Genomic DNA, 26,471 nt, shown 5'->3' on the forward strand with positions numbered 1-26,471 from the left:
TATAAATAGTCAGACAGAATCAGCTTAGGCTAAAAAAAGTTTTCGATTGTCTTCAACGAATTGCTGAAAGGAGATCGGCTCGCGGTTTAAAACCTGCTGAACTATTGGTGTAACTTTTTTGGCATTGCCTAATTGCGTAATCAAATACAGCATCACCATGACATTGACGTAATCTTTTTTGATTCCTCGGTGAAGCATCGTCTTGCGAAATTTCAATAGACTAGGTTGACTGTAGTTAATTTTTTCGCCTAAGACCTGCGTCATGATCTCCGCCGCTTCTTCATAACTGATTGCTTCTGCGCCAGTGATCTCCAATTTTTGATTCAAATACTTTTCCTTCAACAGGCACTCTGCTGCTACGGCGGCAATATCCCGAGTATCGATGAAGCTCGTTTTAGATTTGCCAGCAGGGACAAATAGGTCTTGTTCCTTTTGAATATCCGCCAAATGGGTGGTACTTAAATTCTGCATGAAAAAACTTGGCCGGATAAAGGTATAAGGAATTGCCAGCTCAGTAATTTTTTTCTCAATCTTATGATGCGGTGTGACCGGGTTTTTGTCTACACCGATCAATGAAACAAAAACGATTTGCTTGATTTGCTTGGCTTTAACTGCTTCTAAAAAAGGATACATATCAATCGGAGGATTCGCCAACTGTGGCGGACGAACAAAAAAGACCCGATCGACAGATTCTAAGGCCTCGTCAAACGTCGCCGGGTCTAAAAAATCAAAAGGCTTTACTTCGACAGTTGGAAATTTTTTGAAATCCCCAGCCACTTTTTCTGGCGTACGAGTACCTGCGACGATCGTCACGGCTTTTTCAGCCAGTATCTCAATTAATGGGAAGCCGATATTCCCGGTGCCGCCTAAAACTAATAGTTTCTCCATCTGATTTACACTCCATTTAATTTCTGTAATAGCTCATTCAATTGCCGCTTTTCTTCTATTGAAAGAGGAGCAATAAATTTTTCCAATACGTGCTCACTAATTTTCTCGCCTGATAGATACGTTTGTTTCCCGCTATCCGTTAAAAACAACTCATAGGAACGACTGTCATGGCTGCTACGCTTTTTAATAATAAAATTCTTTTGCTCTAAACGTTTCAAGATTACCGAAAGCGTCGGTTTGTCCATATCCAATAGTGTGACTAATTGCTTCGCCGTAGTCGGTCGCTCCTGCTGATAATGATTGATTTGCTGAAGCACCGCCCATTGTGGCGCCGTCAAATCTTGCTTTCGTAATTCGCTATTCAAGTCATAGGTCAAATGTTTTGAACTGTTCATAATTAAATAGCCGGTATTTTCCATTACTCAGCCTCCTGCATTATAGTTAGTTTACTAACTATATCTCGAGAAGGAAAGAAAGTCTAGCGAACGCTCTAAAAAAAACAAAAAAAACAGATGAAGTCCCCCTCACCTGTTTCCTCTCAATTTAAAAGTTTTCATTGCGATTACTGTTTAATTCGGTGATCTTCCCAGTCGCTAAGTAAACGATCCACTCACAAATATTAGTGACATAATCCCCTACTCGTTCCAAGTAGCCCGCTACATGCAGATAATCCGTTCCACTAATGATGGTATCTGATTCTTTTTCCATCGTGTTAGTAGTCATATCATAGATTTTTTGGAAATAATCATTCACCCGTTCGTCCATCTTGGCAATCATCCGTGCGTCTTTTTCATCCGTCTTCACATAGGCGATCAAAACATTGTCTACCATTTTTTTCACGTAGTTGGACATTTCGTTGATTTCTTTTTCAACTTCTAAAATTCGTGGCAAGCCCTTCAAACGAATCGTTGATTTCGCAACGGAGACCGCATGATCCCCCATCCGTTCCAAATCAGAACTGGCCTTCATGATCGTAATAATCGTCCGTAGATCAGTGGTCACCGGTTGTTGCAGAGCGATCATCTCAAAACTTTTTTTCTCTAGACGGACCTCCATGTCATTGATCTCAACATCGTGATCAATCACCTCTTGTGCCAATTTTTTATCATGGTCAATGTATGAACGAACTGATTTATGCACTGCACTGGAAACCATCATACCCATTTCGTAAAACTGATTGTGGAGATTCAATAAATCTTCTTCAAATTGTGTACGTAACATCGTTGCCCTCCTTATTTCTGTTCTTGTCGTTTTCATGCTAGCCCGCCATACGACGACTGGCTTAGCCAAATTTTCCTGAGATATAATCTTCGGTTTCCTGTCTGGCCGGGTCTAAGAAAATCTTTTTCGTTTTGTCAAACTCAATCAGCTCTCCTTGTAAAAAGAAGGCAGTGCGATCAGAAATCCGTGACGCTTGAGACATATTGTGAGTCACAATGATGATCGTGTAATTTTCCTTTAACTCCAACAGCATGTTCTCAATTTTCCCTGTGGAAACAGGATCAAGCGCACTAGTTGGCTCGTCCATCAAAATCACTTCAGGATTGACCGCCAAGACACGAGCGATACAGACCCGCTGTTGCTGTCCACCAGATAGAGACAAGGCGCTTTCATGTAACTTCTCCTTCACATCATTCCAAACGGAAGCGGCTTTCAAACTTTCTTCCACCACTTGATCCAGTTTGTTTTTGTCTTTTTCCCCTTTTAATTTTAACCCATAAATGACATTCTCGTAAATCGAAAATGGAAAAGGATTCGGTTGTTGAAAAACCATCCCGATTTCTTTACGAAGTTTTACCGTGTCAGTCTTAGGACTATAAATATCTTTATCTTTGTAAACGACGCTACCGGTGATCGTCACACCCGGAATCAGATCATTCATACGATTCAGCGAACGCAAATAGGTTGATTTTCCACAACCTGAAGGTCCGATCATCGCTGTAATCTCGCCCTTTTCGATGGCCATGTCAATCCCTTTAAGGGCTTCCTTTTCTCCATAATATAAATGAAGATCCTTAGAAGTAATAATCTTCGACATTCAATTATCTCCTTTTTCATACTAAAGAATTTATTTTTCCAAGTTCGGGAAAAATAAGTTTGATGTTCAAGCCGTATATCATCCAACTAGATTGCTTCTTTTCGTTTCCAAAAAAACTACTATATCGTTTCAGCTCTTAGTAAACTGCTAAAAGTTGGACTGGCATCTTATATAGATACTAAACTTGAATTACTTTTTTCTTACCCAAAATGGCCTGATACATAATCTTCGGTTGCTTGGATTTTCGGACGAGTAAAGATTTTTGGAGTTTGATCGTATTCAATGACATGCCCTAAATAGAAAAAGGCAGTATAGTCGCTGATCCGGGCTGCTTGCTGCATATTATGAGTCACAATAATGATCGTATAATTCTCTTTTAATTGAATCAGCGTTTCTTCTACTTTACCAGTTGAGATTGGATCCAACGCACTAGCTGGCTCATCTAGCAATAAAATATCCGGCTTCATTGCGATTGCTCGGGCAATACACAAACGCTGTTGCTGTCCCCCTGAAAGAGCCAGCGCACTTTTATCAAGGTTATCTTTCACCTGATCCCATAATGCCGCCTGTTTCAAACTTGTCTCAACGGTTTCTTCTAATTGATGTTTATCCCGCATGCCGTGCTGTTTTAAAGCAAAGGTAATATTCTCGCGAATTGATTTGCTGAAAGGATTTGGTCGTTGGAAAACCATCCCGATTCGTTTACGCATTTCGTAAACATCGATATTGTCCGCGTTGACGTCTACGTCTTTGTACATAATTTTCCCGGTAACTCTGGCACTGCTGATGCCGTCATTCATCCGATTCAACGAACGCAGATAGGTTGACTTCCCGCAGCCAGACGGTCCGATCAAGGCCGTGATTTTATTTTTTTCAAATTCCAGATCCACACCTTTTATGGCTTCGTTGTCGCCATAAAAAACATGCAAATCTTCTGTATGAAGCGCGATCTCACCAGGCATACTAATGAGGTTGCGTTCGTCCCAATTATATTCTTTCATCGAATTTCTCCTAATTCATAGTCAGCAATCATTTGTTTCAAACTCACCAATAAAAAATTTATCTTTACGCTGAAGTCATTCTTTTATGCAGTCGTTTACCGATTGCACGGGCACCAAAGTTGAAGAGTAAAACAGCTAGAATCAAAACGGCAGATGCTCCAGCTGAAACACTGTTTCCATCCGGCATTGTTCCTTCTGTATTGATCTTCCAAATATGGACTGCCAATGTTTCCGCCTGACGGAAAATGCTTAAAGGACTTGAAACGCTTAGTGGGTTCCAGTTGGTGAAATCCAAAGCCGGTGCACTTTGCCCTGCGGTATAAATCAAGGCCGCAGCTTCACCAAAGATCCGTCCTGAGCTCAAAATTACTCCGGTTAAAATTCCTGGCAGTGCGTCAGGTACTACGATCTTCGTTACCGTTTCCCAACGTGAGAGACCTAGCGCCAAGCCAGCTTCACGTTGTGTGTAATGAATCGCTCGCAAGGACTCTTCAATATTTCTTGTTAACAAAGGTAAGTTGAACAAGGTCAAGGCTAATGCCCCTGATAAAATCGAGAAGCCGTAGCCAAACTGGATAACGAACAATAAGAAACCGAACAAACCGACAACGACTGAAGGCAATGAACTTAAAATTTCGATTGAGGTCCGAATCACGTTAGTCACCCAATTATCTTTGGCGTATTCCGATAAATAAATCCCGGCTCCTAATGAAATTGGCAAGCTGATGATCATAGTGATCAATAACAAGTAAATCGAGTTGAATAATTGAATCCCAATTCCACCGCCTTTTTGATAGGCTTTCGAAGGCGAAGTCAAAAATTCCCACGAAACATGGGGCAAGCCGCGAATCAAGATATACAGTAATAGAAAGGCTAAGATGGCTACGATCAAAGCGGAGACGCCATAAAGTACGCCGGTTGCGATTTTATCTGCGCGTTTGGCTTTATCCATTGCTTATCTCCCCTTTCTTTCCAATGTAGCGAATCAAAATGTTGAAAACTAATGACATAAATAATAGGATTAAAGCCAATGACCACAGCACATTATTTTCTACTGTGCCCATAATCGTATTTCCGATCCCCATGGTTAAGATCGAGGTCAACGTGGAGGCCGGTGTCGTTAAACCAGTCGGCATTAACGCCGCATTCCCGATGACCATTTGGATCGCCAACGCTTCACCAAAGGCCCGAGCCATTCCAAAGACCACCGCCGTTAAAATTCCCGGCACGGCTGCCCGTAAAACCACTTTATAAATCGTTTGCCAACGCGTTCCGCCGAGAGCTAATGACGCTTCCCGATAATGACGGGGAACTGATTTTAATGTATCGACAGTCATTGTTGTGACTGTCGGTAAGATCATGACGAATAAAACGAAGGTTCCAGACAAGATCCCAAAACCTGTTCCACCAAAAATCGAACGGATAAAAGGAACGATCACAGTTAAACCAATGAACCCATAAACAACGGAAGGGATTCCTACTAGCAGCTCAATGACCGGCTGTAAGAATTTTTGACCTTTCGTGGGTGAAATTTCTGTCATAAAGACCGCTGCGCCAATCGCGAAAGGCGTTGCCACGATCGCCGATAAAAAGGTCACCATAAATGAGCCTAAAATCATCGGCAGTGCACCGACTAACGGCTGGCCATCTGGACCAGTGGCACTTGGATTCCAAACCGTTCCAAATAGAAAGTCGAATACATTGATTTTATCTACGAAAAAGGTTGATAACCCCTTACTTGCTACAAAATAAAAAATGGCTCCAACCACAAACACAATCAACGCGATACAAACAAAACTAATAAAGCGTCCCCGCTGCTCAATTCTTGCACGTTTTGATTTTGTTGTGAGGGCTTTTTTTACATCTTCATTTTCCAAGGCTGACTCCTCCTGATTTCCACGAAACACAGTGATTCGTTAAGAAACAATTAGTATTCTTGCGATTATTTTCTTTTGAGGTTCATTACTTTTAAACCAACAAAACCATTTTACCTGTTGAAAATCAATTTCTTTTTAACCTTCTGTAACGATTGGGTGACATTTGTAAAGAACGTGTAAACGACTTAGGAGCCTCATCGTAATGGAACTTCTCAACAGCATCAGTAAAAAATAAACAGGCCACAGTACCTTTTTTAATACTACAGCCTGTCTTCTTCAGACTTCCTACAATTTTTCTTTAGCTCGTGTCCTTAGAAGATTAATCACTGCAACGATTATCCCATAAAAGATGCTCCCAACAGGCCAGATGATCCAGCTATACTGCCAATTCCCCGTCCAAAAACTATACCCTAAATAGATCGCAATCAAAAGTAACCAAAAGATAGCTGCGATCTCACTGGAAATCGGGGTACGTTCTTTGACTTTTTTACTATAATCGCCTTCTTGCAAAAGCTTCAACATACTTTCCCAGCGAATCCCATTAATAACAAACAAAGAGGTAGAGAACGCTACCATTATTAACAACAAACAAATCGCTAGTCCTTTGTAAAAGGTATTTTCCGTAAAAAAGCTGAGAAACAACGGAGCGATACTCAAAAGAATTAATGTAGTTGAAAGAATTATGTGCCAAGTATAGCGCCCGCGATAATTTTTTTGCCGTGACTTGACCATTCCATTCACACCATATTCTGTTTCAAAAACTTCCTCATTTAAATAAAGATAGGGACTCGTTTTTGAGCGGCTATAAATAAACAACGCGACTGCTGGTAATACCAATAAAAGCATCCATAAAAAACCTGCAACGCTAACCATGTTTACTGCTAAAAACGTTGGATCTTGTCTGTCAAGGCTTCCTAAAAAAATCAAACCTACTGGGGATAAGATACATAAGAACACGCCTAAAGCGATCCACTTCGCGGATTTTTCCTTGAGGGTCAAGAATTCCTGCGCCTCGGCTAATGTAACCTTGCGGGCAGCTTGTAGCTCCCCTGCTTCAATATAATCAACGCTTTCCAACTCATCCTTAAAAAGATAATCAGTTGTCACGTTAAAAAGCTCGGATAAATGAATCACCTTTTCAATATCCGGGATTGATTGCGCGCTTTCCCATTTTGATACCGATTGACGAGAAACATCCATTAATTCTGCTAACTCTTCTTGTGTCCAACCATTCTTCTTGCGTTCCTGAACAATTTTTTCAGCGAGTATCATGTCATCCACCTCTCATTTTTATTGATCCTTGTTGCTATCATTAAAATACAAGAAAAGGTAGTTACCTACTACAAATCACTGGTTGTTTCTTGTCAACTGGCAGTTGCAAGGGCTTTACATTCAACTATTATTCCAAATAAATTCACCTGACGTGAAGCATATTCATTGAAACGACTCCCCGACATTGAATTTGAAAAAGGATTCTTTTTTTTAAGTATAAAGAGCTTTGCCGTAAAAAGCTGGTATTCTGCTCACTTGTAAATTATTCAAAAGAATTAGACCACCTTTGATTAGTCGCTAATCAAAAAATATTTTTTTATTTTTACGGTAGTTCAGTTCTTACAACAAGAAAACCGCAGAGAAATAATACCTCTGCGGTTTTCGACTAAAATGTCATTTCGATTTACGTTGTTTTTCTGCGATAAATATAGACGACTGCCACAAGACTTACGATCAATGCGCCTAGATACAGCAGTGTGTCCACAACCAGTGATCCCGTTGATGGCAATCTTCTGGTACTTGCACTGGTTCCTGTACTGGTAGTTCCGCCAGCAGTTGATGGTAGTCTGCCAGACCTCGTACCTGAACCACCTGATGAGCCACCGCCTTCTTTCAAGGTATTGGTCAAATCAAATCCATCTACCTTGCTAACATAACCTGCGACAGCTCCTTCAGTGATCGTGTATTCGTAAAGTTTGCCTTTTGCGTCATATTTTGGCAAATCCTTAAACGTATACTGCCAATTAGAACCTTGACTAACAGTCTTTTCTGCTAATTTTTCACCATCTTGGAATAGATAAACGGTAATTGTATTAGGTCTTGCGCCTGTTTCATTTTGATTATCTTTCCATGTCTTTGTCCCAGAAACTTTTGTCGTAATCAAGGTGTTAATAACATCCATGCCTTCTTCTTTCACCGTATAATTCTTAGCTGACTCATCAACGATTTCTTTCACCGTATATTCATATGGTTTACCTGAAGGGTCTACTTCTGGCAATTCGCTAAAGCGGTAGGTCCAGTTCTGTTCTTCACTGGTAGTTGCCATGACCTCAGAATCGGTTTGATCTTTGTATGGTGCATTATTTTGATACAGCTGAACGGTAATCTCGATAGGACGCAGACCATTTTTATTTTGATCGTCTTTCCAGATTTTTTTTCCGGACACTTCAGTGAGTTTGTATTTATTCGTCACTGTTTGACCCTCTGCCTCTATCGTATAATCGGGCTGACTACTCAGCTCTTTCACTGTATAAATGTAGTCTTTTCCACTTTTATCCATTTGAGGAAGATTTTCAAAAGTGTAGCTCCACGTATCATCGGCTTCGTTCAAGTCAGCAATGTGTTCTGCGTCATCACTTGTGACGATTGGTTTTCCATTTTGCAGGAGTTGCAGTCTAATATCTTTTCTCGTTTGCTTACCAAAGCCAAATTCTTGCCAATTTTTGTTTACAGTAATGTCCACGACCTTCAATATATTGATGATTTCTAATGAACCATCCTCCACCGTATAATCTGGATAAGCCACATCACCAGCATTTACGATTTCACGAACATAATAATTTAGCTTCAGGCCATTTTTATTTCGTTCCGGTAGTCCATTTATTGTCAGTGTCCAAATATCCGGATTACCCACTGGTTGGTTAATGATGAATTGACCTTCGCCATTGTCATTTGGCAAGTCAGTTTTGAATTTTTGAGCGTTAGCCGGATCATTTCCTTCCGCATAAGCATACAGCTGAAAGCGGATCGAGCTTGGTCGTGTTAGGAATTTATTGGATTGGTCTTGCCATGTCTTTTGCACATCGATACTTACTTTATTAAGACTGTTGGTTAACGTTCCTTCATTTTCGGCAATATGTGTCTGATCTGTCACATAAACTTCTTGACCTTTCGCGTAATTCAAGATTTCCTTAACACCATAGATTGCTCGCTCTCCGCTTGGTAATTCTGCTGGCAAGTCGGTAAACTGATACGACCATTCACTTGCGGTAGCCGAACCGGTGATCCGTTGACTCGTTACGACTTGATTTGTAGCGTCTGTAAAGACGGATTTTACTGGCTGGAAGTTGCCTTCTGAATCTTTTACTAGCAATTCTAAATCGAGAAACTCCGGTCGCAATCCATAGAAATTGTTGTTATCATTCCAATGTTTCCTCCCGCCAATATCAGTAGTTTTCAATTCATTAATCAAATTCACTTGATTATTTTCACCTTGATACCCTGTAATCTCCGCTTCTCGAATAGCGTACTGGATCGTTTCACCTTCAGCAGTATATTTAGGCAAATCCGTGAAAGTATAGACATATTTGTTCGAATCCGTTTGATCCTGCGTCAACTGTGCTTTCACCGGCTGACCATTGACTACGACAGGCTGATACTGATTGTCCTCACTGGTCCGAGACACTAGGGTGACTTCTAATGTATTTGGTCGCAGCCCGTATTTATTAGCACCATCTTGCCACGTTTTACTCACTTGTAGATCTCTTACAACGAGGCGATTCGTAAGATTCATACTATCTTGGTTTTCTTCTTTAACAACTTCCGATTGATAGTTTTTAGAAAAAGCGACTTCTTTTACCGTATAAAGATAATCTTTCCCAGACTCATCTTTTTCTGGCAAATCATTGAACTGATAGTTCCATTTAGCTGGATCAGCTGGATCAGCATTCGCCTCTGTTACATTGATGGGCTCACCGTAGGCTTTATTGTTTTGCAGCAGTTGAACCTTGATTGGGTGACGCGTGTCGTATTTATTTTCTTGGTCATCCCACGTCTTTACACCCTTCAAATCGACTGTCCGTAAAATATTTTCTAATCCGATTTCATAGCTTGGGTAGCCAGCATCATCCACAACAAGATCTTTAGAAATGACTGGCTCTTGATAACTTTCCTGACCAGTAAATGTTTCGCTGACCGTGTATTGGTATTCATTTCCCCATGCATCTCTAAATGGTAGGTCCTTGACTTCGCCGCTCCAAGAAGGTTCGGTTAATTTGATTGTTTTAGTGATCACATCATTCGGATCATTATTGCCATCCGCTTCACCTTTGATAGTGACGGTGATCTCTTTTGGTAATTTAACGCCCTCTGTTCCGGTCCATTTTTTCTTAAGGGAAATCTGAGTCTTCATTCGATTTAAGATAGAAATAGTCGGAATCATATTGTTGCCTGGCTCATCTGGGTCCTCTCCAATTCCCACCAAGCCGCTTTCAAAGACTGTAAAATGTTGAATGCCATCAACGATATAGTGTTCTGTACTGGCACCAGCTAACTCCGTAATACGATAATTCCCTGGAGTTAACTGGCTAATGGTCAGCATGCCATTAACATTGGTCATGTATTTACCAATTTCTGTGGTCTTGTTGCCTTCAATTTTTTCTAACAAAAACTGGACCTTAGCCAATAATTTGTCAGAATTCATGAATCCTAGTTCTGAATTATAGGTCTCCCCACGTTTTTCTACTTGAACCGTTCCAGTACGACGGTAGTTTGTAATATTGGCGATGATTTCCTCATTACCGTCAGCATCTGTTTTGGTCGTAATAGGCTCTGTTATACCTTGCCATTCTGGGACATCCTCGACCTTTTCTCTGACTTCATACGTATATTCGTTACCGTCAGCATCTTTTTTTGGTAGATTTTCAAAAGAATATTCCCAATCATTAGCTGCGGTCACATAAGTTTCATCGAACAGGGTTGCACTAAATGCGCTGGCTAGCTTGCGATACAATTGGATCGTGATTCCTTGATACGCAACATTCTCTGCTCCACCGTCCCATTTTTTCTTTCCTGAAAGATTGACAGTCTCACCTTCTTGATTGACCACTTTTAAATAATAAGTATTGCCGTCATTTTCTAACGTCACACCTTTGCTTCTCGCGTCCGCTGGGTCTCTCAAAGTCACCCTTCCACCGTCATTGACTCTGATCGCTACCGCTGTATCACGTGTACTAAGCTTCGAGATTGTGCCAGCCGGGCTTTTAGCCTCATATAGCCAGTAGTTTCCCCGTGGAATGTTCTTAATCAGGGCATCGTCATTTTTAGAAGTTTTCCCATGTCTTAACGCCAATCCAGTTTTACTATCCGGAATGATTTTAAAAGTTGCACCTTCAGTCGGCTCATTTTCACCAATCACTTTTTTAATTGTGAAATCATAATTTTTAGCGGAACCGCTGATCCACGAGCCGCCGTCCTTCACGCCGGTATCGGTTTTCCCTGGGATCGTCTCCGTTTTGTTTCCTTCGATCGCGATCGTGTTTTTGACTTTCGTAGTATCACCGTAGCCAATAACGTTGGCCCGATAATTTAAAATCAATGGTTCCGTAATTTTCAAGCCGGCTTTGAAGGTGATCGTAAAGCCGTCCAAGTTACTTGGGTCTGGATCGTAATTCAAGAAATAATCGACATTGTTTTGCAGCTGTCTCGCTGGATCGGCTACCCAAAGTTTATTTTCCTGCTGTTCCTTCGCGTAATAGATCTTCAAGGAATCATCGACTAATTGAGTATTTTGCACCCCGCCGGTCGTATCTAAGCCGTCTTTGATGATGGTATCTTCATAGACTAGGCGATTTCCATTTAAGACGACGGAATAATCGACATGGGCTTGATCAGTCGCGCTTGCCGCATAGCCGATTCCGGCTTTACGGTTAGGAGTTTCTGCCCATGTGAAAGAAACACTGGCACTGACATCTTTTTCCGTTTTTCCGTTGTTTCCATATTTGTAATCCAACTGAGCAACGTTTTTATAGAATGGTTGTACATCGCCAGTCAAATCCGTTTTAATAAGCATTCGCGCAGGATAATTCAAATTTAAGCCTTCGGCATCATTCAACCGATAAACCACCGCTCCATTATCCCAAGAAAGCGTCCCATTTCGTTTGAATTCTTCCGTTATATTGCCAGCAGTTCCTTTTGACTTATCAATCTCAATTATTCCTTTATCATTATATTTTAAAGCCATGAATTGGACATTGTTCCAAAGATTTTCCTGATCAACGGTTTGCTTGCTGCTTTCTACCTGCTGCGTGTGGTTTTTATCTTTGTAGCCAGCTAACAATGGGTCTTTGATCGTCAAATTAGAAATTTTTTCCCCTTTAGTATTAAAATCAACGATCCAGGTGATAGCTTTATTTTGGAAATCACTTGTCGCAGATTTTTTTTCCGCATTCCAGATCTCATCAGGAATATTTCCATGCGATTTCGACTCGCCCCAATCATCCCCCTCACCCGGACCATATAAATGAACCGTATTAGTAAAGTCATCTCCTGATTGTTGGGTCACGACATTCGTTTCATCCAATAACGGCTTGTCTTCAACCGTGCCGAAAATAGCGGAAGAAAAGAAATATTGCGTATTGACATTGATAACGATATCTTTACTAATATCTACCTTAAATTCGATCATGAAGCGTTGCGGATCTGCTAGTCCACGGCTTTGATCGCTTTTGTTTCCACTATCAATCAATTTAATTTCCCATTGACCTGCCTCCAAGCCGGAAACGGTGATATCTTTTTTCAAAGCGTCTAGTAAGGCTGTTTCATATTTTTCCGTTGTAAGATCGCCTTGATACGGAGCAAAGGAAGCGGGAGCAAAGCCTCGCGGCAATACATCTATCACATAACTATTCGCCGGAATCGTATGCAACTTACCATCTACCTTGATCGTAAACGGAACGGTCTTGGCGTTATAATCAATCGACCCCTTACCTTTGACGATATTAGGATAATTTTTACTCGTCCCACTAGTGTATTGCCCCGCTAATTCAGCTGAATTGGCAATTCGAAAGGCGACACCATTTACTGGTCGATCAGGAATATCCTTTTTATTGACTGTTGCGGTATAAGTGATCGTAATCGGAGCTGTAATATCTTTATTGATTTTTATAGTCAATTTTCCATTTTTATATTCGGCCGTATAATCGCCGGCAGCTAATCCCGTAACTTTGATATTAGTTATCTTTATATTTTCTGATTGGAGCTCATCAACAAAATTACCATCTGAATCTACCCAACCCGCTTGTGGCGTATCAATGATATAGACTGGCTTGCTACTGGCTGGAATCGTCAAGCCTTGCTGGTTCATGATGATCGTATAATCTTTACTGATCTCCGAGTCATTATCGTTTTTATCATCGGCAGTCTTGTTGAACCATTTCTTCTGCTCTACTGTTACCGTTGCCTTAGCTGTCTTCTTTTCTAAATTAGAATTTTCAGTTTGATCGGAAAGGGCACTATTATTCACATATTTGATGTTTCCTTTATTGATCGCTTGGCCCGCGTCGGGAGTTGCCGTCGTTTGGAATTTGGCAACAAAAGTTCCTGAAACCTTGTTGTCGCCTTTTCCAGTGATGGTAGCGGTCCAGCCCTTTAAGTTCGTATCATCAGGCTTAGCATCGTTCCAATGTACAGCTTCGATACTCACCTCGTATTTCGTTTTATCAAGCTCTTTTTCATCACCATCAAAAAATTTCAGTTCATCAACTTGCGCCTGCGTTAATTGATGCGTTGAATTGTTTGAATCTGGCAACGTATCTGAAAGGAGGATTTCATCTAAATTATTCCCCATCCCCGTCTTAGCAGTGACGGTCCACGTGATGTCTTTGAAAATAATTTTATTATCCTTGTCTACTTCAGTCGTCGGTAAAGAACCTTCTTTACTAAGTTCCATCGAGCTTCTGACGCCGGGAATATCGATGTTGGCGGAAGCAGAATCATTGATTGGAATCTTGATAATCGTATCTTCTTCCCCATAATTCTCTAGCCCATCTAAATAAATCGTTGCGGTTCCCGATTGTTCATTGGTCTCTAATAATGCTTCTGTAAAGACCATCGTAAAATATCCGTCTCGCGATAAAGTATAGTAACCGATCGTCGTACTAACTCCATTGACTTGGCCAATAATAGCCTTAGGAGTCTCGACATAATGATAAGAAACACCTTCACTATTTAGTTTAAAGGTGTAAAAAGAACCATCCGTAACTGGCTCCAGCTGTACGAGAGTTTCTCCATCTTTTGGTTGCAGTCCATCTAGCTTCCAATCAAAAGAGATTGATTGGTTGCTCTCCCCTGGCTTGATTTGACCATTCTCAGAGCCATTGACTTTGATTCCAGTGAAGATCGTTTCTCCCACAACATCCTCTAAACCAGCAGCCATCGTATGATTGCTATCTGATTTCATTGACTTTAATTCATCTTTTGTGGTTAAAAGGAATCTTCCTAATTGTCCATCCCATTCTTCGCCAGCGGTGTTTGCGATCGCGTCGATCGTCAGATCATTCATACATTTTGCATAGGTTTCGTCCGTGATTGGTCCATTTAATTCATTATCTTTAACGATCACAAATGACACGTGCAAATCAAGATCAGCTTCCTCACGTTCACTAGTATCAATGATGTATTGGTTTCCTGATTTCGTTAATTTAACGCCATCAACCGGTTCTCCGTCTAGCGTCAGTAGTTGTCCACCGATTGCTGTTAAATCATTTACACGTAAAGGGTTCTGAGTAGATTGATCCAAGGAATTAATAGTTGGAAGCATATAAATCCGAATATTTTGCTCTGCTGGATTTTTTACTGATCCCGATACAGTTGGTGTAAAAGCAACCCTTTTGATCTCATGCAATGCTCCAAAGGCGGTAGACTCAGGAGAAAAACTAAATTTTCCAGCGTTAATCAGCGTGCGAGCCTCCACCTGATTGCCATCTTTACTGCTTTCCCCTTTAGCATCAAAAGCGGGATGATAATAAACATTTTGAATTGCAAAGGTCGAATTATAAATTGAAGAGGAATGCTGATCATTCAAGTCATACTCCGGTGGAGCCACATCTCGCATTGCTGCTTTTTCATCAGTCTTTTCAACACCATCTTCCTCTTTAACTGGTGGCGCATTCGAAGATTCTTCGGTTGAAGGTTCTGTTTTTGTTTGTTCCTGTTCACCAGAAGAGTCACTCAAATCATTTTTTTCCTCTAATGATGAGCTTGAGCTTGTTAGTCCTTCATTGAAAGCAGCTGAACTTTCCTCGGTACCTGTTTCGAATGTCTTTGTCTGAACGGATTCATTCGTCTCTTCATTAGTCGAAGAAATCTCCGTTGCAATGACCGATAATGGCATCGATTGAAAAACAATTGCTAATACCGTTAAATAACTAATAAATCTCATTTTAACTGCTTTTGTCATAATTTTTTTCATTTTCTCACCCCTAAAATTAATTAATTAACAATTTAATTGTAACAACATTTAGTTATATAATCAACTTACAACAATAACTATGCTCGCAAAAAGTCAAAGAGTGATTAAAAATAATATTTTTGCAGCAAAACTAACATAATGAGTCAGATAAAGTGCCATAGTCGTTTAAATAACATTAATTATTGAACGTAAGGCTCCTTTTCAGGTAGAATAGGGGGAAATTATAGAAATTTGAACTGCTCTATGTTATTACTCTTATTTTTTAAATTAATTAGCTTTTCTCTTAATCCGAAGCATTAACTGTTCGATGAATAAACTTGCTTCTTTTAATTTTCTACAAAAAAAGGCCAGTCAAAAGGAGGAAACTCATCCTTTTGACTGGCAATCTTTTAAATTTTTTTCTAACAGAACACTAAAATCAATCCTGCCAATCCCACCAATTCTGTTTTTCTTTTGGCAAGCTGCCTTCATGATCCGCATAATGAACAGCCAAGCGATAGACATACAAAGCGCAACGATCAACTTTTGTTCCTTGCGCTATACAATCCTTTAGGTAAATAGTTTCAGGATCTTGATTTTTCAATGATGCAACTGTCGGATAGCCGGCTTTAATTAAATGCTGCTCCATATTGAGGCCGATGCCGGGGATTTCTTTCAGGTCATTTTCCATCAAAGCTCATCCTTCCTGATACTCCGCAAAGGTCAAGACATACCCATCCGGATCTGCAATGGCAAATTCTTTCGCACCATAGAAAGTCCTGTGGACCTTGGTATAGATTGGATAAATTTCTTCAATCTGCTGATAAAGGGTGTCAAAATCTTCAACAGTAATGTACAACGAAATGGAGGGCTGAATCTTTTCCGCTGCTAAGATGGGATATTCCTCGGCTAAATTATTTTTTTCTTGCACCATCAAGGTGAGCGTTTCATTTGATAAAATCGCAAACTGCAATGTTGGTCCTTCTTCTGGAACTGAGGCTAGCACTTCCAGCTCAAGCATCTTTTGATAAAATTCAACCGATGTCGTCACATTTTCTACCATTAAATTGGTCGTTATATTTTTAAACATTTCTAACGCCTCCTTGTTGTTACATTCATTTTAGCAAGGAAGGCAGAGAACCGATTGTAAAAATGCGTCAATTTTTGTAGCGAGCTAAAAGCTCCAGCGGGGTGATCCCAAGATAGCGTTTGAAATCGCGATTGAAGTGAGGCTGATCGTAATAGTCGGTCACTGCCAAAATATCCGCCGGTTTAGCTTGCTGAGCCGTTAATATTTGTAAACATTTTTGGAATCGTAGGATACTTAGCACCATTTTAGGAGTTAGTCCATAATTTTGGGCAAACAATCGTTGAGATTGGCGTGGACTAAAATTCAACTGTCGATACAACTCTTGTGTCTGTTTCGGAATGTTATTGGCAAGTCGTGGAAAAAGCTCAGTAAATTTATTCGGTTCAAGTCCCGCAAATTTTTCTGCTAAATACTGTTGGAAGAATTCCTGCGCCGCTTCAAAGCCAAGTGAAAAAAATTTTTCTTGATCGAAATCCATGAAAATTTCCTCAAGCAATACGAATTTATCCATCGCCTTCTCCGCCGAAACGCCTGTTAATTGATGAAAAGCTCCTGGCACCATTCGAGCACCGAAAAAATAGGCTGGGCTCTGAATTTGGTAGTTAAAATCGGTTTGGCGAGTTCCCGAAAAGCCGATTATTTTTCGATCAAACTCTACAATCAAATCAATACAGCCGTCAGCGATGATGACATTCTGCACACGACTTTTCTGGTCTGTTTTTGGAAACATCGACCAAAAACAGAGAATAAATTGATTCTCGGTTGAACAATTTTTTTCGCGATAGTTCATGACGCGCGTGAACTCTTCATTTAATAAAAAAGGAAGTTGAATCGGATAGTACAACTTAAGCGCTCCCCTCTAAAAAAGGGCATGGATTCTTCCATGCCCTTATATCTTATTTGATTACATTGCCTTCCCAATCACGTTCGACCTTCATGTCAGAGATTGGAATATAGCCGAGTTTGGAAACGACCTTTCCTTGAACATCCTCTGAAAGCATATAATCAAGGAAATCCTTGACTAATTCTTTTGGCTGACCCTTAGTATACATGTGCTCATAGGCCCAGATCTTCCAAAGATTGGTACTGACATTTTCATCTGTTGGCTGGATATCATCGATACTCAGTGTTTGAACTTCTTTTGTTACATAAGAAAAAGCGGTATAACTGATTGCTCCCGGCGTATCAGCTACGATTTGCCGCACCATCCCACTGGAATCTTGTTCCTGTGCTCGAATCGCGGTTTTCCCATCTAAGACCCACTGTTCAAAGGTAGCACGTGTACCACTACCTGACGCACGATTCAAAATTACAATTTCCTGATTTTTGCCGCCGACTTCTTGCCAATTTTTGATCTCGCCTAAGAAAATCTTCCGCAGATTTTCTAAGCTAATATTTTTTATGCCTACCCCTTTATTGACGATTGGAGTAATTCCAACAACCGCAACTTTATGATCGACTAATTTATTTGCATCAATCCCATTTTTCTCTTCCGCAAACAAATCCGAGTTTCCAATATCTACAGCTCCAGATTGGACTTGGCTCAAACCCGTTCCGCTTCCGCCACCTTGGACATTGATGAATCTTCCGGGATTTTTACCTTGATATTCTTCAGCGACCGTTTCAACGAGTGGTTGCAGTGCAGATGAACCCACAGCAGTGATTGACTCGCCGCGATCGATCCATTTTGAACAGCCTGACAAAAGTAAAATCATTCCTAATAGAGGAATTAATAACCATTTCTTCATGAAAAATCTCCTTAACATGTTTCCTTTGAATTAAGTTACATTAAACAAGCTAGTCCATTTTATCCTATCAAACCCTGAAAGCGCAAATAATTTTTATAAGAGAGGTGAAATTAGTCGGGCAATGCCTTCTTTAAATTTAATCCAAGTGCCACGCTGATCGTATTTTTCTTGGGTCAACAGCTCAGAACACGTTGAATCCTGATAAAACGCTGCTCTCACCTGTTCCGCAAAATCACTATCATAAACGATCGTGTTCACTTCAAAATCCAATTTGAATGAGCGCACATCAATGTTCGCTGAACCCACCGAGGCAATTCCGGAATCGATCACCATTGTTTTCGCATGGATAAATCCATTCTCATAGGTTTCGATAATCGCACCATATTCGATCAGCTCGGCAACAAAGGAATAAGTCGCCCAGTAAACCAGCAAATGGTCCGGTTTATTAGGAATTTGGATTCGTACTTTGACACCTGATAGCAGCGCCAGCTTCAACCCTTCGTGAATCGAAGCATCGGGAATATAATAGGGTGTTTGAATCAAAATTTCTTTCTTAGCTAGATTGATCATTTTTAAATAAGTCATTTTGATTTGTTCATGTTCACTATCCGGACCGCTGCTGACAATTTGCAAGGCCAGTTTGCCTTCAGACTCAATCTCCGGAAAATAATCCGGTTGATAGACAACTTCATTTTTTTGTTGAGAATTCCAATCCATCAAAAAGCGGTTCTGCAAAGTATAAACAGCATGGCCACGAATCCGTAAATGATTGTCCCGCCAATAACCGAATTTCTCTACTAATCCTAAATACTCATCGCCGACGTTAAAACCACCAGTATAGCCGATCTCTCCGTCGATCACTACGATCTTACGATGATTACGATAATTCATTCGTGGATTTATATAAGGCAGAAACAATGGAAAGAAAAATTCCACTTCCCCTCCAGCTTCAATTAAAGGAGCAAAAAAACGACGGTTGGCTTGCGTGGAACCCCAAGCATCCAGCAATAATCGGACTTTTACGCCACGATTAGCGGCTGCCATTAGTGCGGCGCGAACCTCAAGCCCTAAAGCGTCTGCCCGATAAATATAATATTCCATATGGATGTGAAACTTCGCCTGCTGGATATCTTCTAGCAGTGCATCAAATTTTTCTCGTCCATCCGTATAAAGTATCACTTCATTATTGGTGGTATATAATGAACTTTCAAAAATCGTCAACATATAGATCAACTGTCTCGGATCAACTTGATCAGTATTAGGCTTAGGAAACAATCCGCGATGAAAGGCCCGCTGCTGCTGCTGCACTTCAACGTTCATCCCGATTTTCGTTTGAATCTTCAAATCAAAGATCCGTTCCTTCGAGATCCCTTTCCCGAAAAAGATATATAAAATAAATCCCAATACGGGAATAAAGGTTAAGACTAATAACCATGCCCACGTATTGACCGTATCCTTACGTTCACGAAAAACGATAATAAACGATAAAATTGTATTGATAATTAAGAAAAATAACCCCATATGCTCTGTCACAAACGACATGCCCCCAACTCCTTCTTATAAAGAATAGCCGAGAAAAAGCGGATTGTAAACCGACGACTTTAATGATTTGTCGCTTTTTCCAATCGCATATCAATGTGGGGAATATCATCTTCCAAATAAATTTCCGAACAAGTCGCAAATCCAAAGGACTGATAAAAATCGGTTAAATGGGCTTGTGCCGAAATAATCACCGGCCGCTGGGGAAAACGCTCTTTGATTGCTTCCAGTGTTTCCGTAACAAGTTTTCGTCCTAACTGTTGTCCGCGAAATGCTTTTGCTACCAAGACACGGCCAAAATGGATGCCGTCAACCGTTTCATAAATCCGTGCATACGCCTGCAACATATCATTCTCCATCAAATAAACATGGAGCGCTTCACGATCGATTTCATCGACTTCTTGATACGGACAGTTTTGTTCAACGACAAAAACGGCGGTTCGTGCTTGCAAAATAGTCAATAATTCTTGTGATGATAATTGATCGGTGGTTTTGATCATAATTGCCTCCTGTAATTTTCTGTTTGAATTAGTGTAACCTATTTTTCTCCTAATGTCCGCTAGTTACTTTGATCCCGATGATTCCGATAATCAACAGCAACACAAAAAAACTAGTGAGTAAAGACAAGTGATCGTGAAAGAACAGCAGTCCTACGATAATCGAACCAACCGCTCCGATTCCTGTCCAGATCGGATACGCCAAACTCATTGACAAGGCGTGTAACGATTTCGCTAAAAAGAAAAAGCTAGCTGCCATACCGATTAAGGTTAAAATTGAAAAATTCAACCGACTAAACCCTTCACTTAATTTCATCATCGTTGCCCAAAAAACTTCGAAAGCTCCTGCCACAATCAATGCTACCCATGCCATAATAAATTCCTCCTCAATTTTTTTAATTTCCTCACCGTCAATTCAGCCCCAAAAAAGACAAACAAAAAAAGGGAGTCCAATTTCTTCAAAGACCTAACGAAATTGGCTCCCTTGCTCGGCAGCGGTTAAATTAAATTCATTGCTATTTTAGAACCTTTTAACTTAAAAAGCAAATTTTTGCTATTAAAAAGGAGGTGTGACAAATGTCTTGTCGCACCTCCTTCTTCCAAATAAACGGCGTTTCCGTCGTAGCTTCTTACTAACTTAGATTTTTAAGAAACGACGCATTGAAATCACTGAACCTAGGGAACCAATCATATAACCGCCGACGGCCATGACAATGTCTAAGATCCAAACAATCTGGTTAGGACGCAATAACGCCAGGTTTGATTGCAGTAGATAAGGCGCTGCTAAACCGTAAACTTGTTGGTAACCATAAGTCAAAACTAAAATCGGAACGATCGAACCGATCAAGCCGATCCAGCCACCTTCAAGGAAGAAAGGCCAGCGTATGTAGCCATTTTTCGCTCCCACTAGACGCATGATCTGAATCTCGGTTTTCCGTGAGATGATGGTGATCCGAATCGTGTTTGAGATCAAGAAAATCGCCACAAAAATTAATAATGCTGCGGCTGCTAGTCCCCACGTCCGAACGACTTTCGCCATTTGAATGATACGGTCGGCTGAGTTTCCGCCGTAATTCGCTCTAAAGACATTCGGCAATTGACTCGCTTGACGTGTGACCGGTCGAATATATTGAGCATCCGTCGCACTAACTACATAGACATCATAAAGGGGATTGCTGTCGCCTTCAAATAAATCCCACGCGTCACCCATTTGGGCTTGGATTTTTTTCAACTGATCCTCTTTACTAGAGAAAGTCACTTTATCCACATGGTTGATATCTTGTAAATCTGTTTTTAATTCTTTTAATTCTTTTTCTTTTGTACCGATATCAACAAAGACCGTCACTTCGACATTGCCTTCGACATCATGAGCTAGTTTTGTCGCATTCATGATCACAGCTAGGAAGATTCCTGCCATTGTTAACGTGATCGTCACCGCACTGACTGAAGCCAATGTCATCCAGCCGTTACGTTTGACACTCTTGATACTTTCCAACAAATGTCGGAAGAAATTTCTAATCATCAAACTCATATTCCCCTTCCGCTTCATCTCGAACGATCAAACCATTTTCAATCGCGATCAAACGATGGCGCATCGTATCAACAATTGTCTTGTTGTGCGTCGCCATAACAATGGTCGTTCCTTGATTATTGATTCGCTCTAATAGATTCATGATCTCCCAAGAAGTATCCGGGTCCAAATTCCCTGTTGGTTCATCAGCGATCAAAACTTTAGGTGTATTTACAATTGCCCGTGCAATCGACACCCGTTGCTGTTCCCCACCAGATAATTCATTTGGGAAAACGCGGACTTTATGTTTCAAGCCGACAAGATCCAACACTTCCATGACACGTTTTTTGATTTCACGCGGTTTACGACCAATTACTTGCATTGCGTAAGCAACATTTTCATAAACCGTTTTTCTTGGTAATAATTTGAAATCCTGAAAGACGACGCCGACATCACGACGCAAATAAGGGACTTCTTTATTTTTGATTTTCAATAAATCATGACGAGCAACATCCAACACTTTCCCAGAAGTTGCTTTTTCTTCGCGGTACATCAATTTGATAAAGGTAGATTTTCCGCTACCAGAGGGACCAACAACATAGACGAACTCACCTTGCTCGATATGGACCGAAATCCCACGTACAGCAGTTGTCTTATTCGGATATTTTTTTGTTACATCCTGCATTTCAATCATGCTTTATCTCTCCAAACCTCTTAAATTCTTTGTTATTATAGCACGTCAACATTGCAACTGGCTTTCATTACTTTACAATTTGATTTCATTTTAGCTTAGGCTTCTTGTGCTAGACGCCATTTCAAGTAAGCATCAATGAAAGGATCCAAATCACCATCCATCACCGCTTGGACATTTCCTGTCTCATAATCGGTTCGGTGATCTTTCACCATTGAGTAAGGATGGAACACATAGGAGCGAATTTGCGAGCCCCAACCGATTTCCTTTTGCTCGCCTCGTAGTGCGGCCGCTTCTTGCTCTTTTTTCTCAATTTCCAATTGGTAAAGTTTGGCTTTCAATGTCTGCATCGCGGTTTCCCGGTTATGAAATTGTGAACGCTGCGCCTGACTGGCAACGACTGTTCCGGTTGGCAAGTGAGTGATCCGAACAGCAGAAGATGTTTTGTTGATATGCTGTCCACCGGCTCCACTTGCCCGGTAAACATCCACTTTCAAATCATCTGGATTAATTTCAACTTCAATATTTTCATCTAATTCAGGCATGACTTCCACCGAACAAAATGACGTGTGACGCCGACTAGCTGAGTCAAAAGGCGAGATCCGAACTAAACGATGAACGCCTTTTTCCGATTTTAGATAGCCATAGGCATTGGTACCTTTAATCATTAAGGTCACACTCTTAATGCCCGCTTCATCTCCTGCTTGATAATCGATCGTTTCTACTGAAAAGCCATGCTGTTCTGACCAACGTGTATACATCCGCAAAAGCATCGAACCCCAATCCTGTGATTCTGTTCCACCCGCTCCAGGATGCAGTTCCAAGATCGCATTGTTTTTATCATAAGGCTCATCCAATAGTAAGGACAATTCAAAGCCTGCGACTTTTTCCTGCAGCTGCAACAAACGTTGTTCCAACTCTGTTTGCAGTTCACTGTCAAATTCTTCTTGCTGCATTTCCCACATCAGATTAAGTTCTTCGCTCTCATTAGCGATCGCTTGAAATTGATCGTAGGTTTCTTTTTCGCCATTGTTGTGATTGATCAGTGCTTGGGCTTTTTCCGAATCATCCCAAAAATCGGGGGCCGTCATTTGGTTTTCTGCTTCTGCAATGTCTTCTTCTAACTGTTCGAGGTCAAAGAGACCCCCTGAAACTAGTTACTTGCTCTTGCATCGTATCTAATAAATTCCGGATTTCTGCGTTTTCCAATTTTATTCCCTCTTTCTCATGAATAAAGAAAATATCCCCTCATTCAATCCTAAAAACCTGCTTAACAAAAAATTTGAGTGATCCATTCGTAAAACAAGAGCTGCGACATCTAAATGTCCCAGCTCCTCTGAAAATCAACTGTTGCGTGAAGCTCTTATAATCCTTTACCGTGGCAATTTTTGTATTTCTTACCACTGCCGCAAGGGCATGGATCATTGCGTCCAACTTTTTCGACATGAACCGGTTGTTGTTTCGTTTCAGTCAAATTTTTAGGATCGCCATCGGCCTCTACTGGGTGTTCCTCTTGGTTTTGAGCAACTTGTTCTCGTTGTACATTTTGGCGAATTTCCGCTTTCATGAAGAGACGGGTCACTTCAAATTCGATTGCTCCTACCATGTCTTCAAACATCTTGTAGCCTTCGGTTTGATATTCAACTAATGGATTGTTTTGCCCGTAAGCTCGCAAGCCAACTGATTGACGTAATTGATCCATCGCATCGATATGATCGGTCCATTTTGTATCGACAACTCGCAAAATAACGACTTTTTCAAATTCCAATAATTGTTCTGGACTTTGTAATTGCGCTACTTTCGCATCAAAGACCTCTTTAGCACGACCATACAAATAATCTTTCATTTCTTCCGGTGTTTTGCCTTCGAAGTCGGCTTTTGAAACCGTGTCTTCGTGAACCAAGGTTGTTCCGGCAAAATCAGCCAACGCTTCAAGATTCCAATTTTCTTTTTCCAATTGAGTATGGCTGTCGACTACTCGTGAGATCGTCCGACGTACCATGTTCAATAATTGCGGCGATAAATCTTTTTCGCCCATGATGACATCTTGACGTTGTTTATAAATAACTTCACGCTGTTCACGCATCACGTCATCGTATTGCAAGACGTTTTTACGTGTATCGTAGTTATTTCCTTCCACTCGTTTTTGGGCAGATTCCACTTGACGAGTCAGCATCTTGCTTTGGATCACCGCATCTTCGTCTTCGACTTTCATCCGGTCTAAGAACGCTTTGATCCGTTCAGAACCGAAACGTTTCATTAAATCATCTTCCAATGAAAGATAAAATTGTGAAACACCTGGATCTCCTTGACGACCTGAACGTCCCCGAAGCTGATTATCGATCCGGCGTGATTCATGACGTTCGGTACCAATTACGGCTAAGCCGCCTAATTCAACAACGCCTAAACCAAGCTTAATATCGGTTCCTCGACCGGCCATGTTGGTGGCGATCGTTACGGAACCTTTTTGCCCAGCGTTCATAATGATTTCCGCTTCTTTAAAGTGGTTCTTGGCATTCAAGACTTCGTGAGGAACTTTTTCCGCATTCAGCATATTTGAAAGTAATTCAGAAGTTTCAACTGCCACAGTACCAACTAGAATTGGTTGACCTTTACGATGGCGTTCTTTAATATCTTGCACCACGGCATGAAATTTACTTTCTAAGGTTGGGTACAATAAATCTGCGTGGTCCGCCCGGATAATTGGACGGTTCGTTGGAATTTGAACAACTTCAATATTATAGATTTCACGGAACTCTTCTTCTTCCGTTTTAGCTGTACCAGTCATCCCAGATAGTTTTTTGTACATCCGGAAGTAGTTTTGGAAAGTAATTGTTGCCATCGTTTTGGTTTCATCTTCGATCTCAACGCCTTCTTTGGCTTCGATCCCTTGATGCAACCCATCAGAATAACGACGACCGTCCATAATCCGTCCAGTAAATTGGTCAACGATTAGGACTTTACCTTCTTGAACCACATAATCAATATCGCGAATCATGATGAAGTTCGCCCGCAAGGCTTGATCCAAATGATGGGTCAAGGCCGTGTTTTCTAAGTCATACAAGTTTTCTAAGCCGAAGTTTTCTTCTGCCTTTTCGATTCCTTGTTCAGTCAAACCGATTGTTTTTGATTGGATATCGATTTTGAAATCTTCATCTTCTTTTAGACGCTTCACGAAATTATCCGTCCGCGTGTAAAGAGCCGTTGATTTTTCAGCAGCACCAGAAATGATCAATGGTGTCCGGGCTTCATCAATCAAAATTGAATCCACTTCATCGACGATTGCGTAGTTCAATGGACGTTGAACCATTTGACTTTGGTAAACCACCATGTTGTCACGTAAATAGTCAAAGCCAAGCTCGTTATTCGTGCTATAAGTGATATCACAATTGTAAGCTTCGCGTTTTTCATCGGCTGTTTTTGAGTTGATGTTCAAGCCAACACTTAAGCCAAGGAAATTATACAATTCACCCATTTCAGTCGAGTCACGCGTAGACAAGTATTCGTTTACTGTAACAACGTGGACACCTTCACCAGTCAACGCATTCAAATAAACCGGCATCGTTGCTGTTAAGGTTTTCCCTTCACCTGTTTTCATTTCAGGGATATTTCCGTCGTGTAAGACGATCCCACCCATTAATTGGACATGGTAAGGATACAAGCCTAAAACCCGTTTCGCTGCTTCACGAACGACCGCGAAAGCTTCAGGTAATAACTCGTCTAGTGTTTCTCCTGCCTTATAACGTCCTCTAAATTCATCAGTCTTGCCGCGTAACTGCTCATCTGATAATTTTTCCATGTCATCAGCATACGCTTCAACTTTATCAGCAATGCTGCTTAGACGCTTTAATTCTTTTTTATCGTTTTCGATCATTTTTCTAAGAAAGTTTGCCATTCGTTTGTCTTATCTCCTTTAGTTCTTTTTCTATTTTTTGATAGAAACCCGCTAGTATATTTTATCATTAGTCCAACAGAAAAGAAACTTCTGTTAGCGAATAATGGCGTACTTAATAGAATGATTAAACTTTCTTTTAGTATTTTTGATTCTTCCTTTCATATCAATGACCGTTACTTCTTTTTTTCGACTGATTTCAAAAGCTTTATTTTGTCTGAAAATAAAAAAACCTTCCAGCTTCAGCTGGAAGGCATTATT

20 protein-coding genes are annotated in these 26,471 nt (G+C 40.7%); all 20 read right to left on the reverse strand.

Features of this window, described 5'->3' with window-relative positions; translation table 11 throughout:
• Positions 1-24 precede the first annotated feature (24 nt).
• Complete coding sequence (locus tag RV00_RS08975; RefSeq protein WP_071862271.1) at positions 25-888, reverse strand: SDR family oxidoreductase; 864 nt, start codon at positions 886-888, stop codon at positions 25-27.
• Between the two features lie 5 nt (positions 889-893).
• Positions 894-1,307: a MarR family winged helix-turn-helix transcriptional regulator gene (locus RV00_RS08980; RefSeq protein WP_071862272.1), complete on the reverse strand. Its 414-nt coding sequence runs from the start codon at positions 1,305-1,307 to the stop codon at positions 894-896.
• A gap of 124 nt (positions 1,308-1,431) precedes the next feature.
• On the reverse strand, positions 1,432-2,109 hold the full coding sequence (gene phoU / locus RV00_RS08985) for a phosphate signaling complex protein PhoU (RefSeq protein WP_071862273.1): 678 nt from the start codon (positions 2,107-2,109) through the stop codon (positions 1,432-1,434).
• 61 nt (positions 2,110-2,170) lie between these two features.
• Entirely contained in the window at positions 2,171-2,926 is a 756-nt protein-coding gene (pstB, locus tag RV00_RS08990) for a phosphate ABC transporter ATP-binding protein PstB (RefSeq protein WP_071862274.1), read from the reverse strand.
• A gap of 200 nt (positions 2,927-3,126) precedes the next feature.
• A complete protein-coding gene (gene pstB, locus RV00_RS08995) occupies positions 3,127-3,927 on the reverse strand; it encodes a phosphate ABC transporter ATP-binding protein PstB (protein ID WP_071862275.1) in 801 nt (266 codons plus the stop codon).
• Positions 3,928-3,991: 64 nt separating this feature from the next.
• Complete coding sequence (gene pstA / locus RV00_RS09000; RefSeq protein WP_071862276.1) at positions 3,992-4,879, reverse strand: phosphate ABC transporter permease PstA; 888 nt, start codon at positions 4,877-4,879, stop codon at positions 3,992-3,994.
• A complete protein-coding gene (pstC, locus tag RV00_RS09005; protein WP_071862277.1) occupies positions 4,872-5,804 on the reverse strand; it encodes a phosphate ABC transporter permease subunit PstC in 933 nt (310 codons plus the stop codon). Before pstC ends, pstA begins: the two co-directional genes overlap by 8 nt.
• A gap of 285 nt (positions 5,805-6,089) precedes the next feature.
• On the reverse strand, positions 6,090-7,076 hold the full coding sequence (locus RV00_RS09010) for a helix-turn-helix domain-containing protein (protein ID WP_071862278.1): 987 nt from the start codon (positions 7,074-7,076) through the stop codon (positions 6,090-6,092).
• 403 nt (positions 7,077-7,479) lie between these two features.
• On the reverse strand, positions 7,480-15,264 hold the full coding sequence (locus tag RV00_RS09015; RefSeq protein ID WP_071862279.1) for a Cna B-type domain-containing protein: 7,785 nt from the start codon (positions 15,262-15,264) through the stop codon (positions 7,480-7,482).
• Positions 15,265-15,682: 418 nt separating this feature from the next.
• A complete protein-coding gene (locus tag RV00_RS09020; protein WP_071862280.1) occupies positions 15,683-15,934 on the reverse strand; it encodes a helix-hairpin-helix domain-containing protein in 252 nt (83 codons plus the stop codon).
• Between the two features lie 6 nt (positions 15,935-15,940).
• Complete coding sequence (locus RV00_RS09025) at positions 15,941-16,333, reverse strand: VOC family protein (RefSeq protein WP_071862281.1); 393 nt, start codon at positions 16,331-16,333, stop codon at positions 15,941-15,943.
• A gap of 67 nt (positions 16,334-16,400) precedes the next feature.
• Positions 16,401-17,177, reverse strand: coding sequence for an AraC family transcriptional regulator (locus RV00_RS09030; RefSeq protein ID WP_071862282.1), 777 nt, complete (start codon positions 17,175-17,177; stop codon positions 16,401-16,403).
• A gap of 52 nt (positions 17,178-17,229) precedes the next feature.
• Positions 17,230-18,081: a phosphate ABC transporter substrate-binding protein PstS gene (locus RV00_RS09035; protein WP_071862283.1), complete on the reverse strand. Its 852-nt coding sequence runs from the start codon at positions 18,079-18,081 to the stop codon at positions 17,230-17,232.
• Between the two features lie 93 nt (positions 18,082-18,174).
• A complete protein-coding gene (cls, locus tag RV00_RS09040; RefSeq protein WP_071862284.1) occupies positions 18,175-19,623 on the reverse strand; it encodes a cardiolipin synthase in 1,449 nt (482 codons plus the stop codon).
• A 59-nt stretch (positions 19,624-19,682) separates the two neighbouring features.
• Complete coding sequence (locus tag RV00_RS09045; RefSeq protein WP_071862285.1) at positions 19,683-20,120, reverse strand: GNAT family N-acetyltransferase; 438 nt, start codon at positions 20,118-20,120, stop codon at positions 19,683-19,685.
• Positions 20,121-20,169: 49 nt separating this feature from the next.
• Positions 20,170-20,490 (reverse strand): DMT family transporter, encoded by a 321-nt coding sequence (locus RV00_RS09050; protein WP_071862286.1) that lies wholly within the window; start codon positions 20,488-20,490, stop codon positions 20,170-20,172.
• Between the two features lie 264 nt (positions 20,491-20,754).
• Positions 20,755-21,639 (reverse strand): permease-like cell division protein FtsX, encoded by an 885-nt coding sequence (ftsX, locus tag RV00_RS09055; protein ID WP_084133279.1) that lies wholly within the window; start codon positions 21,637-21,639, stop codon positions 20,755-20,757.
• Positions 21,632-22,321: a cell division ATP-binding protein FtsE gene (ftsE, locus tag RV00_RS09060; protein ID WP_071862288.1), complete on the reverse strand. Its 690-nt coding sequence runs from the start codon at positions 22,319-22,321 to the stop codon at positions 21,632-21,634. Before ftsE ends, ftsX begins: the two co-directional genes overlap by 8 nt.
• A 95-nt stretch (positions 22,322-22,416) precedes the next feature.
• Positions 22,417-23,527 (reverse strand): peptide chain release factor 2 gene (gene prfB, locus RV00_RS09065; RefSeq protein ID WP_143141780.1). Its coding sequence is split into 2 segments (ribosomal slippage): positions 22,417-23,454 and positions 23,456-23,527, totalling 1,110 coding nucleotides; the frame shifts between segments, so codons are not numbered across the junction.
• A gap of 154 nt (positions 23,528-23,681) precedes the next feature.
• The gene (gene secA, locus RV00_RS09070; protein ID WP_071862290.1) at positions 23,682-26,213 is read right to left on the reverse strand and encodes a preprotein translocase subunit SecA; all 2,532 of its coding nucleotides are present in this window, start codon (positions 26,211-26,213) and stop codon (positions 23,682-23,684) included.
• Positions 26,214-26,471 lie beyond the last annotated feature (258 nt).

The organism is Enterococcus devriesei (assembly GCF_001885905.1).
In the GTDB taxonomy this organism is placed as follows: domain Bacteria; phylum Bacillota; class Bacilli; order Lactobacillales; family Enterococcaceae; genus Enterococcus_A; species Enterococcus_A devriesei.

What these genes read in the sequence shown, in the direction of transcription:
- RV00_RS08975 (WP_071862271.1), bottom strand. Translation starts at nt 888, where the DNA reads ATGGAGAAACTATTAGTTTTAGGCGGCACCGGGAATATCGGCTTCCCA.
- RV00_RS09035 (WP_071862283.1), bottom strand. Translation starts at nt 18,081, where the DNA reads ATGAAGAAATGGTTATTAATTCCTCTATTAGGAATGATTTTACTTTTG.
- cls (WP_071862284.1), bottom strand. Translation starts at nt 19,623, where the DNA reads ATGTCGTTTGTGACAGAGCATATGGGGTTATTTTTCTTAATTATCAAT.
- RV00_RS09025 (WP_071862281.1), bottom strand. Translation starts at nt 16,333, where the DNA reads ATGTTTAAAAATATAACGACCAATTTAATGGTAGAAAATGTGACGACA.
- pstB (WP_071862275.1), bottom strand. Translation starts at nt 3,927, where the DNA reads ATGAAAGAATATAATTGGGACGAACGCAACCTCATTAGTATGCCTGGT.
- phoU (WP_071862273.1), bottom strand. Translation starts at nt 2,109, where the DNA reads ATGTTACGTACACAATTTGAAGAAGATTTATTGAATCTCCACAATCAG.
- secA (WP_071862290.1), bottom strand. Translation starts at nt 26,213, where the DNA reads ATGGCAAACTTTCTTAGAAAAATGATCGAAAACGATAAAAAAGAATTA.
- ftsE (WP_071862288.1), bottom strand. Translation starts at nt 22,321, where the DNA reads ATGATTGAAATGCAGGATGTAACAAAAAAATATCCGAATAAGACAACT.
- RV00_RS09020 (WP_071862280.1), bottom strand. Translation starts at nt 15,934, where the DNA reads ATGGAAAATGACCTGAAAGAAATCCCCGGCATCGGCCTCAATATGGAG.
- RV00_RS09045 (WP_071862285.1), bottom strand. Translation starts at nt 20,120, where the DNA reads ATGATCAAAACCACCGATCAATTATCATCACAAGAATTATTGACTATT.
- ftsX (WP_084133279.1), bottom strand. Translation starts at nt 21,639, where the DNA reads ATGATTAGAAATTTCTTCCGACATTTGTTGGAAAGTATCAAGAGTGTC.
- RV00_RS08980 (WP_071862272.1), bottom strand. Translation starts at nt 1,307, where the DNA reads ATGGAAAATACCGGCTATTTAATTATGAACAGTTCAAAACATTTGACC.
- pstB (WP_071862274.1), bottom strand. Translation starts at nt 2,926, where the DNA reads ATGTCGAAGATTATTACTTCTAAGGATCTTCATTTATATTATGGAGAA.
- RV00_RS09015 (WP_071862279.1), bottom strand. Translation starts at nt 15,264, where the DNA reads ATGAAAAAAATTATGACAAAAGCAGTTAAAATGAGATTTATTAGTTAT.
- pstA (WP_071862276.1), bottom strand. Translation starts at nt 4,879, where the DNA reads ATGGATAAAGCCAAACGCGCAGATAAAATCGCAACCGGCGTACTTTAT.
- RV00_RS09050 (WP_071862286.1), bottom strand. Translation starts at nt 20,490, where the DNA reads ATGGCATGGGTAGCATTGATTGTGGCAGGAGCTTTCGAAGTTTTTTGG.
- RV00_RS09010 (WP_071862278.1), bottom strand. Translation starts at nt 7,076, where the DNA reads ATGATACTCGCTGAAAAAATTGTTCAGGAACGCAAGAAGAATGGTTGG.